At 55.1% G+C, this 14,213-nt stretch carries 10 protein-coding genes; 7 read left to right on the forward strand and 3 right to left on the reverse strand.

Annotated elements, in window-relative coordinates; translation table 11 throughout:
- Positions 1-136 precede the first annotated feature (136 nt).
- Entirely contained in the window at positions 137-2,242 is a 2,106-nt protein-coding gene (locus WNY38_RS00485) for a phosphatidylglycerol lysyltransferase domain-containing protein (RefSeq protein WP_342855354.1), read from the reverse strand.
- 274 nt (positions 2,243-2,516) lie between these two features.
- The gene (locus tag WNY38_RS00490) at positions 2,517-2,822 is read right to left on the reverse strand and encodes a DUF1476 domain-containing protein (protein WP_342855355.1); all 306 of its coding nucleotides are present in this window, start codon (positions 2,820-2,822) and stop codon (positions 2,517-2,519) included.
- A gap of 284 nt (positions 2,823-3,106) precedes the next feature.
- Here WNY38_RS00490 and purC point away from each other — a divergent pair, with 284 nt between their 5' ends.
- The 6 genes from purC to WNY38_RS00520 all read left to right on the forward strand — a co-directional run bounded on the left by purC (position 3,107) and on the right by WNY38_RS00520 (position 8,983).
- A complete protein-coding gene (gene purC / locus WNY38_RS00495) occupies positions 3,107-3,865 on the forward strand; it encodes a phosphoribosylaminoimidazolesuccinocarboxamide synthase (RefSeq protein WP_342855356.1) in 759 nt (252 codons plus the stop codon).
- A 93-nt stretch (positions 3,866-3,958) separates the two neighbouring features.
- A complete protein-coding gene (gene purS / locus WNY38_RS00500; RefSeq protein WP_342855357.1) occupies positions 3,959-4,189 on the forward strand; it encodes a phosphoribosylformylglycinamidine synthase subunit PurS in 231 nt (76 codons plus the stop codon).
- 32 nt (positions 4,190-4,221) lie between these two features.
- Positions 4,222-4,890 carry a phosphoribosylformylglycinamidine synthase subunit PurQ gene (gene purQ, locus WNY38_RS00505; protein ID WP_342855358.1) on the forward strand — a complete coding sequence of 223 codons (669 nt, stop codon included), beginning with the start codon at positions 4,222-4,224 and terminating at the stop codon, positions 4,888-4,890.
- Positions 4,891-5,074: 184 nt separating this feature from the next.
- A complete protein-coding gene (locus WNY38_RS00510; RefSeq protein ID WP_342855359.1) occupies positions 5,075-6,844 on the forward strand; it encodes an ATP-binding protein in 1,770 nt (589 codons plus the stop codon).
- 86 nt (positions 6,845-6,930) lie between these two features.
- Entirely contained in the window at positions 6,931-8,268 is a 1,338-nt protein-coding gene (locus tag WNY38_RS00515; RefSeq protein WP_342855360.1) for a sigma-54 dependent transcriptional regulator, read from the forward strand.
- The gene (locus WNY38_RS00520) at positions 8,261-8,983 is read left to right on the forward strand and encodes an HAD family phosphatase (protein ID WP_342855361.1); all 723 of its coding nucleotides are present in this window, start codon (positions 8,261-8,263) and stop codon (positions 8,981-8,983) included. The genes WNY38_RS00515 and WNY38_RS00520 overlap by 8 nt, the downstream gene beginning before the upstream one ends.
- A gap of 97 nt (positions 8,984-9,080) precedes the next feature.
- Here WNY38_RS00520 and WNY38_RS00525 read toward each other — a convergent pair whose 3' ends face one another.
- Positions 9,081-10,298 (reverse strand): glycerophosphodiester phosphodiesterase family protein, encoded by a 1,218-nt coding sequence (locus WNY38_RS00525; RefSeq protein ID WP_342855362.1) that lies wholly within the window; start codon positions 10,296-10,298, stop codon positions 9,081-9,083.
- A gap of 709 nt (positions 10,299-11,007) precedes the next feature.
- Between WNY38_RS00525 and WNY38_RS00530 the strand changes: the two genes are divergently transcribed.
- A complete protein-coding gene (locus WNY38_RS00530; RefSeq protein WP_342855363.1) occupies positions 11,008-14,151 on the forward strand; it encodes an Rne/Rng family ribonuclease in 3,144 nt (1,047 codons plus the stop codon).
- Positions 14,152-14,213: the final 62 nt, after the last annotated feature.

The raw sequence follows: 14,213 nt of genomic DNA on the forward strand, positions 1-14,213 counted from the left end.
TGGGTATGCGTGTGGCTCGGGGAACCTCCCGCAATGGCTTTGGGAGCGGTGTGCCAGACTTGGGCAGATGAATCAAATTCATTCAAATCATAACGATTATGAAATTCATGCGATACACTGTGGTTAATCGGTGGGGTTAGGCCCCTTTAGGGGATGACTTTCGAAACAATCGCAAGGTGGCATGGGTGGCAAACCGGCTGGCGCGCATGGGATTGTCGCGCACGGGGCGCGGCGGCGCTGTGACGCGGCGCACGATATCCATGCTGGCCACGGCCAAAGACAGGCCGGAGGGCGCGGCAAGATAGAGCGTTTCCCAGTTCGGGTCGAAAGCAGCTTTAAAGCGTCTTAGACCCGCATGGCCGGATTTTTGCAAAAACCGCTTACGCAACCAGCGCAGCAAAGGCGTCGCATCTTCGCCTGCCCAAGGCACCGCCGCCAAAGACACCCGCGGACAGCCGTAGGCGGCCGCGGCATGAAGGGCGGCGATGATCAGCATCTGGACGGTGCCATCAGGGGCATCGGTTGAGGTGCGCATCAAGTCGAGCGTCATTTCATTGCGCGTCTCGTGCAGGGTGATGAACGCCACAAGGTTGTCGCCTTTGTAGGCCAAAAACACGCGCTGGCAGGTGATATAGGCGCGACAATAGGTGCCCATGGAAAAACCGCGTTCGCCGCCGTGCTGGGTTTTCCAATCGCTTGCGACGCGGTCCATATTGGCAAGCGGCAAGGCACGGCCACCTTCTTTGACGGTGATACCAGCCTCTTTGGCTTTGCGCAGAACGCGGCGCAATTGGCGCTTGTCAGAGCCTTCAACGCTAAAGTTTGATGGGGTGAGCCATGCTTCTTCGGCCGTGGGGATGACTTTCCAACCGGCTTTGCGCGCATTCACGGCCATGCGCGCACCGCATTTATAAATAGCGGGCATGCGAAAGCGTGCCTGTGCGGTTTGTGTCAGCGCCAGTCGGGCCTCTGTGGCGCTGGTGTTTGCGTTCAATGGATCCGACAGCATCACCAAAGATTGCCCAATGGGGGCCGCCAGAGCAACATGTTTGCCTGCGCGATCTGCGAGCAGCGAGAAATCACGGGTGCGCAACAGATTGGTTTCGGCGCGTGGCGCCGCGAACAGCTGCATCTCAATCTGCGGCGTGAGATAGGGCGATGACGAGGTTTTGACCAGTTGCGCGCTTTTGGACAGGTTGCATCGGCGTGGCCCGATCAAAATAATGATGGCCGACAGTGTGGCTGGAATCCCATAGTATGCGATCCGGTAGGCCAGCACGGCCCCAAGCAGGGGTTCAAGGGGCACCGCAGGCAAAAGGGACGAGAGCAGCGCCTCAAACGGGCCGATGCCGCCGGGGGTGGCCCCAACGAGGCCCGCACCAAGCGCAAAAAGATAGGCAGAAATGAGTTGCCCAAGACCGACAATGACTTCGGGGGGCAACAAAATGTATAGGGTCAGACCCGCCAGAATCGTGTCAATGGCGGCCAGCATGATCACTGTGCCCATGGTGCGCAATGAGGGCCAAGGCCATCTGACAAGGGCTGCAGGTGGATAGATTGACAGGGCTGCCATGCTGCCCGCCAATGTGATCGCCAAGATGGCCAGCGTTTTCATCCAAGGGATATTGGGTTGCAAAACCAGAACAGCAAAGGCGGCGACAACGGCCCAGCCCGCCAAAAACGACATCGCAACAGCTGCCGACAGACGCGCGGCCTGCCACAGCGTCATTTCGGGCAGCATGCGCCAACGAATAAGAGCGCCGGTGAGCGCGCCAAAGCCCAAGAATTGCGACAGGCCGATGGCGGCGATGCCCGACCTGCGGGCCGCAGGTTTGGAAATGCCGGTGCCAAGTTGGGCATGCAGCACGCTGTCATATTGTCCCACGGCCCAAAAACTGCCAGCAGTGGTCATTAGAGCCAGCCCCCATTGGACCGGACTGACGCGGGACACGGTGTCTAGGATGGCGTGACCGTTCAAATGCGAGACCTTGCCCCAGACCAGCCAGCCGATGAACAGCGTCATCACCAAGGGTATCGCCTGTTTGGCCAACAGACCGCGCAGCCCAGTTTGTTTGTTCGGCACAGTCTGCGATGCAGCACTGTCAGGCGCAGTCAATTGTGGGGGCGCGCTGGCCGCCATGTTTGTGTCGGCAGTGTTTATATCAAACGAGGCGTGACGCATGAGGACGATAGGGACCTTTTGAGCGCACACAAGCGGCGCGCGAGAATGTTTCGAGGTCATAGATTTACGGTCCGTAGTGCCAAGATAGTGTTAATTCGCAGCAAAATTTGCAAAAGATTTGAAGGTTTCGAACAAGGTTTGCGATCTGTATTTGCGATCCATGTTGGCTGCATTGGCTTTGCTGGATTGGCGGTTGGCCAATCTGTTGAATTTTAATTGCAAAAAAACGGCCCAGATGCCTGAGCCGTTTGTCGTATTTGACGTGCACGTCTGATGCAATAGATCGCCGAGGCTAGCCTATCGCGAGCAAGGCTTAGCCCACTGCAAACGAGGCTTAGTCCGCTGCAAGCTGGCCTTTTGCTTCGATCAAGCACTCCGCGCGTTTTGCACGCACCGCTGCTTCAGTCGATTTATCGCCAAGATCTGCGACAACTTTGCGGATCACGTCGTCGTGGCCAGCCTCTTCAAAGTCTGCTTTGATCACTTCCAAAGCATAGGCCCCTGCATCGTCTTTGCCCAAAATCTCAGCCGCCCAAAGGCCCAAAAGCTTGTTGGCGCGGGCTTCGGCTTTGAATGTCATTTCTTCGTCATGGGCAAATTTGTTCTCAAAAGCAGATTCGCGTTCGTCAAATGCTGACATGGTCAGTCCTCCATTCGGTGTTTGATTAAGATATGACGCCCCTAGGCCTTGGCTTCAAGAGGCAATGGGCGTGTGTGTGCGAAAGTCGCAGGGGTGATTGGGGCAAAAATTTTAAAAGTGCGCGCGGCATTACGCCACTTTGGGGCCGTTTATGACCCTTTGGTAACAAATTTGCGCCCCCAAGGACGCCCCATGATCTTGCTTGGCTGCGCTGCTTGCCCTAAAGAGCCACTTAGAGCGGCTGGATGAATGATTCCCGGCCCCCCATATCTATTGGAGACCCCATGGCGCGTGGTAAAAAAATCTACGAAGGCAAAGCAAAGACACTCTATGAGGGTCCAGAGCCAGGGACTTTGATTCAGTATTTCAAAGACGACGCCACAGCATTCAACGCCGAGAAAAAGGCTGTTGTGGAGGGCAAAGGTGTTTTGAACAACCGTCTGTCCGAGTTCTTCATGGAAGGTCTCAACAGCATCGGCGTGCCGAACCACTTTATCAAACGTTTGAACATGCGTGAGCAGTTGATCCGCCAATGCGAGATCGTGCCTTTGGAAGTGATCGTGCGCAACTTTGCGGCTGGATCTATGTCCAAACGTCTTGGCATTGAAGAGGGCACACGTTTGCCCCGTCCGATCATCGAATTTTCTTACAAAGACGATGATCTTGGCGATCCTTTGGTGCCGGAAGAATACATCATCGCCTTTGGCTGGGCCTCTCAGCAAGACATGGATGACATCGTGGCGCTGGCGCTGCGGGTCAACGATTTCATGTCTGGCGTCATGTACGGCGTTGGCATCAAATTGATCGATTTCAAAATCGAGATCGGCCGCGTTTGGGAAGGCGATTTCATGCGCTTGATCGTGGCAGATGAAATCTCACCTGACAGCTGTCGTCTGTGGGACATCGAGTCTGGCCAAAAGCTTGATAAAGATGTGTTCCGCCGCGATTTGGGCAATTTGACGGATGCCTACACGGAAGTGGCGCGTCGTTTGGGCGTTTTGCCAACAAATGGCCCCGCTGCCAATTCGACTGTGATCAACTGATCTATAAATCATCTGGGCAGCGGTGATGCTGCTGCTCGATTGAATTGATTAAGACTGACAAGACTTAGACCTCGAAAGAAAGGGTCCCTGACTATGAAAGCCCGCGTGAATGTCATGCTGAAAAACGGTGTTCTGGACCCCCAAGGTGCCGCTGTGCGCCACGCGCTTGGCGCGATGGGGTTCGACGGTGTCAACGATGTGCGCCAAGGCAAAGTGATCGAACTTGATCTGGCCGATGGCACCTCTGAGGATACCATCAAAGACATGTGCGATAAGCTTTTGGCCAATACGGTCATCGAGAGCTACGCGATCGAACTGGCGTAAGCCCAATCCACGCGATCTAAGGAGAAAGCGCTATGAAAGCTGCTGTTCTTGTCTTCCCCGGCTCTAACTGTGACCGCGACTTGGCTGTGGCCCTGCGCAACTCTGGGGCGGATGTCACCATGGTGTGGCACAAAGAAACCACTTTGCCGGATGGCTTGGATGTCATCGCTGTGCCCGGTGGGTTTTCTTACGGCGATTATCTGCGCTGTGGCGCGATTGCGGCCAATTCGCCGATCACTCAAGCGCTGAAAGTGCATGTTGAACGCGGCGGATATGCCTTTGGCATTTGTAACGGTTTTCAGGTTTTGACCGAAGCGGGGCTTTTGCCCGGTGCTTTGCTGCGCAACGCAGGCCTGAAATACATCTGTAAAACCACACCTTTGCAAGTTGCCACCACGGACAGCGCCTACACGTCATTTTACACCAAAGACCAAGTGATCGGCGTGCCGATTGCGCATCACGACGGCAACTTTACCGCAGATCAAAGCACATTGGACATGTTGGACGCGGAAGACCGCGTGGCGTTTCGGTATGCAAGCAATCCAAATGGGTCTTCGCACGATATCGCGGGCATTTTGTCGGCCAACCGCCGCGTGCTTGGCATGATGCCGCACCCTGAACGTGCGTTTGAAGCGGCCCATGGCAATGAAGACGGCAAAGGGTTTTTCGCATCGCTCGTCTCGGCTGTGGTCCCTGCCTAATCGCCGATCTTGGGCGATTGCCACAGCTTGAGCGACTGCCACTGGTTGATAAGAACCAAAAGCGCTCCCGTTTGGGGGCGTTTTGTCGTTGGGCTAACATTTTGTTAAGCTTAATTCCGCGTAAGCATACGGAGGTGTGGCATCTGGGCTTGAGAGCGCACTGTGTCGCGCGTAAACTCAACCTATGAATGATCGCAAGCTGCCTACCACGCCTCAAACCCCAGCCCGCCCCCGCACCCTGACTTGGGGCGGTCGTTTGGCATTAGTAGCTTTTGTTGTTGCCGCGATTTCAGTGGTTTGGGTGACAAACCTTTTGTTAACCGAACGCTATACGATTTTGACGCGCAATCGCGCCGAAGTCCGACAGGCGCTTTATTCGGGCAACCTTTTGTCTGAATTGCAGCGCACATCCATCGTGCCGATTTTGTTGTCGCGCGACCCTGTTTTGGTGAACGCGCTGAACACCGATGATTACACGCAAACTTCGCAGCATTTGATTTCCTATATCGAAGAAATTGGTGCTGCCGCGATTTTGCTATTGGATGAAAGCGGACGTGTTGTGGCTGCGACTGACCGAGGTCTTTTGGGCACCAACAGACGCCAAGCTCCAAGTTTCATTGACGCTTTGCGCTCAAACGAGACGATTTTCAACACCACGCAACGCGAAAGTGGCGATTATCAGTTTACTTACAGTCGTAAGATCGACGTCGGTGGCGCGCTGGTTGGGGTGATCGTCGTGCAGGTGGATTTGGCCAAGTTTGAACAAAGCTGGTCGGGCATCTCGGACGCGGTGATCGTGATCAATTCGGACAATCAAATCATTTTGTCGACAGAGCCGCGCTGGCGTTCCAAGACCGAAGCTGAGGCCCTGTCCGTGACAGACGCGCCGACGGCGATTGAGCGCGCGTTTCGGTTGACCACGGATTGGAATGCCATTCCCGCCGAGGCCTATTTGGGCGGTGAGGCGGTGATGCGGTTGGAAAATCGTATACCGTTCAGAGGCTGGCGCATGGCGTCTTTCACCACATACAGTTCGGTGCGCGAAAAGGTGAACGGGGTTTTGGCGCTGGAAATTATGGGTTTTGCCATTCTTTTGGCCGGCGTTTTCTATCTGACATCGCGACGTGCGATGTCGCGGGCAGGGCTTTTTCAACAAGAGTCGGCGGGGCTTCGCCAGCTGAATGCGGCGCTCCAGCGGGAAATTGCCGAACGCAAACGGGCAGAACGCAGCCTTGAAGTGGCCGAACAGACCCTGCTGCAATCGTCGAAATTGGCGGTGCTTGGCGAGATGTCAGCGGCGGTGTCGCACGAGTTGAACCAGCCACTCGCTGCGATGAAAACCTATCTGGCGGGGGCCAAGCTTTTGCTGCAAAGGAAGCGCCCCGATGAGGCGCTGGCGTCTTTCGGGCGCATCGATGATTTGATTGACCGCATGGGGGCCATCACGCGGCAGTTGAAATCCTATGCGCGCAAGGGCTCGGATCACTTAGAACCCATAGATATAAGGGATTGTGTGGCCTCTGCGCTGTCGATGATGGAACCGCAGATGCGCCAAAGATCGGTGGAAATCACGCGCACTTTGCCGCCGGAACCCGTCATAGTTCAGGGTGATCGGGTGCGTTTGGAACAGGTCTTGGTGAACCTGCTGCGCAACGCTTTTGACGCCTCGAAAAACGTGGCAGAGCCGCAGATCGGCATCTTGGTTGCAGGTGGCGCACAGGCATCAGTATTAGTACGCGACAACGGGGCAGGGATCGAGGACTTGGACACTCTGTTTGAGCCGTTCTACACCACCAAAGCCCCCGGAGATGGTATCGGGCTGGGGCTTGCCATTTCCTCTGGCATCGTCAACGAGTTGGGGGGACGGCTCACCGCGCGCAATTGGGGCGATGGGGGGGCTGAATTTGAAATGATCCTTCCTATGTCTGAAGAGAGCCTCGAGGCTGCGCAGTAGGCGAACAACAGCAACGGGCAAACAGACATAAGAGCAAGAATTCCTTTGAGGCATCTCAAAGGGGAAAGACTAGGAGAACAGGTTTCATGGCAACCGCAATGAAGATCGCTATCGTCGATGACGAACAAGATATGCGCCAATCGATCAGCCAATGGTTGGCCTTGTCTGGATTTGACACGGAAACCTTTGCCAGCGCTGAGGACGCGCTGAAATCGCTCGGACCCGATTATCCGGGTGCGATTATTTCGGACATCAAAATGCCGGGCATGGACGGGATGCAGTTTTTGAGAAAACTGATGTCTGTGGATTCAGGTCTGCCGGTGATCATGATCACGGGGCACGGCGATGTGCCGATGGCGGTCGAGGCGATGCGTGTTGGTGCGTTCGATTTCTTGGAAAAACCGTTCAACCCTGATCGCATGACGGAACTGGCGAAAAAGGCCACGAATGCGCGGCGCTTGACGCTTGATAACCGCGCGCTGCGTCGCGAATTGTCGGATGGCACGGGCTTGATGAAAAAACTGATCGGTGCCTCGCCGGTGATGGAACGTCTGCGCGAAGATATCTTGGATCTTGGCCAAGCCGACGGCCATGTGTTGATCGACGGCGAAACCGGTACAGGCAAAACGCTTGTGGCGCACGCTTTGCATGCCGTTGGCGCGCGGGCCAACAAAAAATTCGTGACGTTTTCTTGTGCGGGCCGTGAAGAGCACGAATTGGCCAAGCGCCTGTTCGGGCCCGATCCTGACGGGATAATCATTCCGCTGATCGAAGAAGCCCGCGGCGGCACGCTGGTCTTGGAAGACATCGAAGCGCTGCCCGCTGATTTGCAAGCGCGGTTGCTGTCATGGATGAACGATCAAGGCACACCACCTGAAACCCGTGTGATTGCGATTTGTAACCTGCAAGAGCAGGGCAAAACCTGCGAAAGCGCGCTGCGCGCCGATTTGTATTTCCGTTTGGCGGCGATGAAAATCACGCTGCCACCGCTGCGTGCACGGGGCGAAGATATTTTACTGCTGTTCACGCAGTTGTCGCAACAGTTCTCGGAAGAATACGGCTGCGAGACCCGCGAAGTCGCCGCGCAAGAAGCGGCGCAATTGTTGCAAGCGCCTTGGCCTGGCAATATTCGTCAGCTGATCAATGTGGCCGAACGCGCAGTGCTGCAAAACCGTCGTGGATCTGGTTCTATCGCCTCGTTGTTGTTGTCTGAGGGCGATGATGTCGAGCAGCAAACTATGACGACCGAAGGCAAGCCGCTGAAAGAATATGTGGAAGCTTTCGAGCGGATGTTGATCGACAACACCATGCGCCGCCACAAGGGCTCTATCGTGTCGGTGATGGATGAGCTGTGCTTGCCGCGCCGCACTTTGAATGAGAAAATGGCCAAATATAGTCTGCAAAGGTCTGATTACCTTGGATGATTTGACATACCAATGGGGCGCGCCCCAAATGCCGCAAGGCTGGAGACCCAAAGGCTATCTGTTCGATATGGACGGGCTGCTGCTGGACACCGAACGCGTGGGGCAGCAGGCCTTTGTCATGGTCTGCGCCGATTTGGGCATCGGTGAAAGCGAGGCTGGGCGGTTTTTCCTGTCTTTGATCGGTGGATCGCTGCCGGGCAATACCGCCAAGACGAAACTGTGGCTGGATGGGCGTATGGATGCGGCGGATTTTGTCGCGGCGTTTAACGGCCACAAAGCGGACTTGATGCGAGACAACGTGCCTTTGCGCCCTTTTGTGCGCGAGGTGTTTGAGGCCTTGTCAAACGCTGGGGCTAAAATGGCGGTGGTCACTTCGACCATCGGCGTGGCGGCACGTCACGAGCTGGCGCAGGCGGATTTGCTGAAATATCTTGTGACAGTGGTCGCGGGCGATGAGGTCACGGCCAACAAACCTGACCCTGCGCCATATCTGCAAGGGGCGGCGGCTTTGGGGCTTGATCCAACAGACTGCGCGGCCTTTGAAGACAGCGACACAGGCATTCGCGCCGCTATGGGCGCTGGTTGTCGGGCTGTGCAGATACCGGATATGCGGCCTGAAAATACACCTCTGCCGGAATTGGGCCAAGGGGTTGCATCCGATTTGAAGGCGGCTTTGACGCTGGTCTCGCCCATTTTTCAGACTGTCAGCGCTTAAGATAAAAGCTGCGGCGTGAATTGGTTTATGTGACATGAAAACGGGGCCCCAGATGGAGGCCCCGTTTTTTAATGTATATATGCGTCTGTCGCTTGGTTTATTTCAAGCCCATGCAAGAGGCATAGTAAGTCACTGTCGCAGGCCAGTCAGAGAAGACCCCAACAACGCCCGCGTCCATCGCCAAAGCGTCGAGGATTTCAAAGTAATCGCCGTCTGTGTTGATCGCGTCAGTCACAGATTTAAAGTACCAGCCGCCGCCATTTGCCAAGGGACCAGAGCGATCCAAGGACCATGTGATCAACTCAAGACCAGCTTCTTTGGCTGCTTTTGCATAAGCAGATGCAACGATCTTTTGGCCTTCATTCACAACAAGCATGTTCATGCTTGGGGCAAGATAGTTCACGCCTTGCGCTTCAAGTGCTGCGAAATCTTCAGCCCATGTGTTGGCATCTTGTGGGTTGAAGGTGTCGTTTGGTTCCACAAGGAACACAGCGTTTTCGCCAAATGCGGGCTCGGCTTTGATCCAGTAGAGAATGTCGTCGAGGTTGAAAGACTGCGCGAACACGTCAGAGGCTGGAACGCCTGCGTCTTTGTACTCGTTGATCATTTTTTGCGCGTAGTCTTCTTGAGTGAAGCCATCAAATGGCATGTCAACGGATGGGGATTTCAACTCAGGTGTAAACTTCGCGCCATGGGCTTTGAACAAGGCGATGGAGTCAGCATGGGTCATCACAGTGCCTGTTGTGGCGTAAAGATCCGTGCGGTAGTTCGGCGTGCCGTCGAGGTATTCAGCGACAGTGGTCGCAGCAGAATTCGCCGCGTCCATTTTGCCGTTCAAAGTGCGGTACTCTGCCAATGTGATGTCAGACGTGCGGCACTCGGCAGAGGCTTTTGTGTCACCAGACGCTGGCGTGAACGGCGTTGTGCAGTTCTCGGCCAAATCTGTGGCAAGGATATTTGTGGTTGTGTGCAGATCGTTTTGCGCGTGGCGGCAAACCAATTCTTTGTCGGCGGTGAATGTCACGTCACATTCCATGATGCCCGCGCCCATAAGCAAGCCAGCGGAGTAGGCTTGTTTTGTGTGCTCAGGGAACATCAACGGCGCGCCGCGGTGTGCGATTGAAAAGTCTGTTGTCACAGGCTCGACAGAGGCACAGGCTTCCAACGCATCTTTCAATGGGCTCTCGTCCATCATGGAAATCAAATAGGCGGGGCGGGGGCCAAGCTCGATGCGGCCGTGGCTCATATCTTGTGCTGTGGCAGGCAGGGCGCAGGTCAGCGCAAGGAAAGAAATCCCGAGGTATAAACGTGTCATGTGATTGTCCTGTTTGAAGTCAAAAGCGGAAAATGATGTGCTTTGGGCATAAAAGGATGCCCGTTGGGCATGATTGGATGCTCAATAGCTGATTGATTTCCATGACAGTCCCGCGACGGTTGAGTGACGGCGCGGTCACGGTTCGGTGACAGTTTTGAGGGCCTTACTTTGGGGCTTAGGAATGTGTCGGGGGGTAAACCCGTTGTAACTTTTTGAAACTACTCAAGACTAAATACCGACGCCTGCACGGCCAAACGACCTGCTTCACAAAATTGCATGTTGTATTTGTCCACAGGGACCACTACTGATTAGGGATGCATATATGCCAAACGCGTCTCGCGTGCGGCACAGTGCTTTGACAAATTCGCTGCAAGCAAGCGTTGGAGATGGCACCAAACGACAGTGTGCCGCCCGCTTGCACCGCAGACCGATAGCGCCCCGAGGTATGACAAAGCCCCGCGGCACAGCAACGCCCAAACGCTCCTGAAATAGGGCGCTTGGGTTTCATGAATGGGCGTCTCAACCACTTGTTTGATGTGCGCCGGAGAAGAAACGCGATGCAACGCGCAGAGGCAATTATCGAGCTGTATGAGGGCGCTAGCGCCCCCGCTCCCTTGCCCGCGCCTGCCATCGCCCCCAACAATCACCTCCAATTTCGCCTAGCCCTCTTTTTACAGGACGGGCCGATTGCGGGTGCCGAAAGAATAAAATGGCTAAAAAGATGCTTATCGATGCCACCCACGCGGAAGAAACCCGCGTTGTGGTGGTCGACGGAAACAAGGTCGAGGAATTCGACTTTGAGTCTGAAAACAAACGCCAAATCGCTGGCAACATTTATCTCGCAAAAGTAACACGGGTCGAACCGTCCTTACAGGCGGCTTTCGTTGACTACGGCGGAAACCGTCACGGGTTCTTGGCGTTTTCCGAGATTCACCCTGATTACTATCAAATTCCAGTGGCTGATCGCGAAGCGCTTATGGCCGAAGAATTGGCCCACGCGAAAGCCCAAGACGAAGAAGACGAAAAACCCACACGCACCCGTCGCCGGTCACGTTCGCGTACGCGCAGCAAAGCTGAAGAGACTGTATCTGATGATGCAGTTGCGACTGCTGAGGTCGAAACAGTTGCAACAGCTGAGGTCGAAGCCTCGTCTGCATCTGGCATGGATGTTGTCGAGCCTGACTTGAGTGCCGCAGATGTATTGATCGCAGACAGCAATCTTGACGCAGTGGAAGAAGGCACTTCGCCTGCCTTTACTGTGAAAGAGACGCCTGTCGAAGAGCCTGTTGATGAAACAGATGCCGTTGAAGCCACAACAGCAGACGATGCCGCGGACCAAGACGATGCAGCGGAAACAGACAGTGCAGACGACAGTTCTGATGATGAAGCTGACGACGCCGATGATGAAGCTGATGGCGACGATGAAGACGAGGCTGAGACCGCCTCTGACAAAGACCCAAGCATTGAAAACGTCGCAGACGATGACACGCACGAAGACATTCGTCCGCGCCGCAAGGCCCGCGCGCGCCGTTACAAAATTCAAGAAGTTATCAAAGTGCGTCAAATTCTGTTGATCCAAGTGGTCAAAGAAGAACGCGGCAACAAAGGCGCTGCCTTGACCACATACCTGTCTTTGGCGGGTCGCTACTGTGTCTTGATGCCAAACACGGCCCGTGGTGGTGGTATTTCCCGCAAGATCACCAACGCCGCTGACCGCAAAAAACTTAAAGAAATCGCCACAGAGATGGACGTGCCACAAGGCGCAGGCCTGATCGTGCGCACGGCTGGTGCGCAACGCACCAAAACCGAAATCAAACGCGATTACGATTACCTCAAACGCATGTGGGAACAGATCCGCGAGCTGACCCTGAAATCAGTGGCGCCTGCGCAAATCTATGAAGAAGGCGATCTGATCAAACGCTCGATCCGTGATCTGTATTCCAAAGAGATCGACGAAGTGATTGTCGAAGGCGATGCGGGTTTCCGGACGGCCAAAGACTTCATGCGTATGATCATGCCGACACATGCGAAAAACGTCACCAACTACCGCGAAAACATGCCGCTGTTCGCCCGCTACCAAGTGGAAAGTTACCTCGGCTCTATGTTTAACCCAACGGTTCAGTTGAAATCTGGCGGCTATATCGTGATCGAAGTGACCGAGGCTTTGGTCTCTGTCGATGTGAACTCTGGGCGTTCCACCAAAGAGGGCTCCATCGAGGATACTGCGCTGAAAACCAACCTTGAGGCGGCCGAAGAACTGGCCCGTCAAGCGCGTTTGCGTGACCTTGCTGGCCTGATCGTCATCGACTTCATCGACATGGAAGAGCGCCGCAACAATGCGTCTGTTGAGAAACGTCTGAAAGACAATCTCAAAACCGATCGCGCCCGCATCCAAGTGGGTCGCATTTCTGGCTTTGGCCTGCTCGAAATGTCGCGTCAGCGTTTGCGTCCAGGTATGCTTGAGGCGACCACACAGCCTTGTCCGCATTGTCATGGCACCGGCCTCATCCGCTCTGATGACAACATGGCTTTGACTATTTTGCGCCAGCTCGAAGAAGAGGGCACGCGTCGTCGGTCTAAAGAAGTTCTGCTCAAAGCACCAATCGCCATCATTAATTATTTGATCAACTTCAAACGCGAGAAAATCGCTCAGATTGAAGCGCGTTACGGCATGGCTGTGCGTCTTGAAGCTGACCTGCATATGATTTCGCCAGACTTCACCATCGAAAAATTCAAAACCGCCACGCGTGTGGTGCATGAGGTCACAAGCACTGCGATTTCTGCCTCTGCTGCTTTGATGGACGACCTTGACGAAGATATTGTCGAAGCCGAAGAGATCGAAGACGCCGAAGTCGAAGAAGAGGCTGTTGCAGCGCCAACAGCTGAGGGCGAAGAAGATCAACCGAAAAAACGCCGTCGTCGCCGTCGTCGTCGCCGCAAACCGGGCGATCACGTTGAGGGTCAAACCGAGGGTGAAGAGGGCGCTGAGTCTGGTGTCACCTCAACTGAGGCTGTGTCTAACGATGCTGCACCCGTTGAAGGTGAAGCGGATGCTGAAGAGGGTACGGAAGACAGGCCCAAACGCACACGCTCACGTCGTTCACGTGGTGGTCGCAACAGGAATTCGGCAAACGCGGGAACCTCTGATGTGACTGAAGCTGTAGAAGGCGAAGCGCAAGCAGCCGAGCCCGCACCTACAGAGACCAGCAGTGATGCTACTGTTGAAGAGGCCCCGCTCGAGAAGCCAAAACGCACACGGACCCGCCGTAAGAAAGCTGATCCTGTGGCTGAAGACGCTTCTGCTGAGACGCCATCAGAGCCAGTGGCTGAAGTTTCTGCCGAGACAACTGAAGAAGTCTCTGCTGAAAAACCAAAGCGCACGCGCCGTAAAAAAGCTGAGCCAGCAGCAGAAGCTGCAAGCACTGAAGCGGTTGTCACCACGGAAGAAGCGCCTGCGAAACCTAAGCGCAAGCGTCGCACCAGGGCTGAAATCGAGGCGGATAAAGCTGCGAAAGCGGCTGCTGCACAAGAACAAGAGGTTGAGGCTCCTGCTGTAGATCCTGCGCCCGCACCTGCGTCGGTTGTTGAGGTGTCGCCAGAGCCTGTGGTGGCCCCAGAGCCTGTCTTAGTCACGCCTGAGCCAGTAGTGGTGCAAGAGCCAGTGGTCCAAGAGCCAGTGGTACAAGAGACTGTAGCGGTCCAAGAGCCTGTAGTGGCAGAAGCCGCAGCCGTCGTCGTGGATCAACCTGCGTCCGCACCCATCGCGCAAGCGCCTGATGTGGTCGCAGATCCGGTTGAGACGCCTGAGGAACCCGCCAAGCCAAAACGTAAAGGCTGGTGGAGTATCGGTTGATACGGCACTGATATAATTTAGAAAAAGGCGGCCAATTGATTTGGTCGCCTTTTTTATGCGAG

Source organism: Pacificibacter sp. AS14, assembly GCF_038899935.1.
Lineage (GTDB): Bacteria > Pseudomonadota > Alphaproteobacteria > Rhodobacterales > Rhodobacteraceae > Celeribacter.

Excerpts from the sequence above, each read along its gene's own strand:
- WNY38_RS00485 (WP_342855354.1), bottom strand. The coding sequence starts at position 2,242 with ATGACCTCGAAACATTCTCGCGCGCCGCTTGTGTGCGCTCAAAAGGTC.
- WNY38_RS00490 (WP_342855355.1), bottom strand. The coding sequence starts at position 2,822 with ATGTCAGCATTTGACGAACGCGAATCTGCTTTTGAGAACAAATTTGCC.
- purC (WP_342855356.1), top strand. The coding sequence starts at position 3,107 with ATGGCGCGTGGTAAAAAAATCTACGAAGGCAAAGCAAAGACACTCTAT.
- purS (WP_342855357.1), top strand. The coding sequence starts at position 3,959 with ATGAAAGCCCGCGTGAATGTCATGCTGAAAAACGGTGTTCTGGACCCC.
- purQ (WP_342855358.1), top strand. The coding sequence starts at position 4,222 with ATGAAAGCTGCTGTTCTTGTCTTCCCCGGCTCTAACTGTGACCGCGAC.
- WNY38_RS00510 (WP_342855359.1), top strand. The coding sequence starts at position 5,075 with ATGAATGATCGCAAGCTGCCTACCACGCCTCAAACCCCAGCCCGCCCC.
- WNY38_RS00515 (WP_342855360.1), top strand. The coding sequence starts at position 6,931 with ATGGCAACCGCAATGAAGATCGCTATCGTCGATGACGAACAAGATATG.
- WNY38_RS00525 (WP_342855362.1), bottom strand. The coding sequence starts at position 10,298 with ATGACACGTTTATACCTCGGGATTTCTTTCCTTGCGCTGACCTGCGCC.
- WNY38_RS00530 (WP_342855363.1), top strand. The coding sequence starts at position 11,008 with ATGGCTAAAAAGATGCTTATCGATGCCACCCACGCGGAAGAAACCCGC.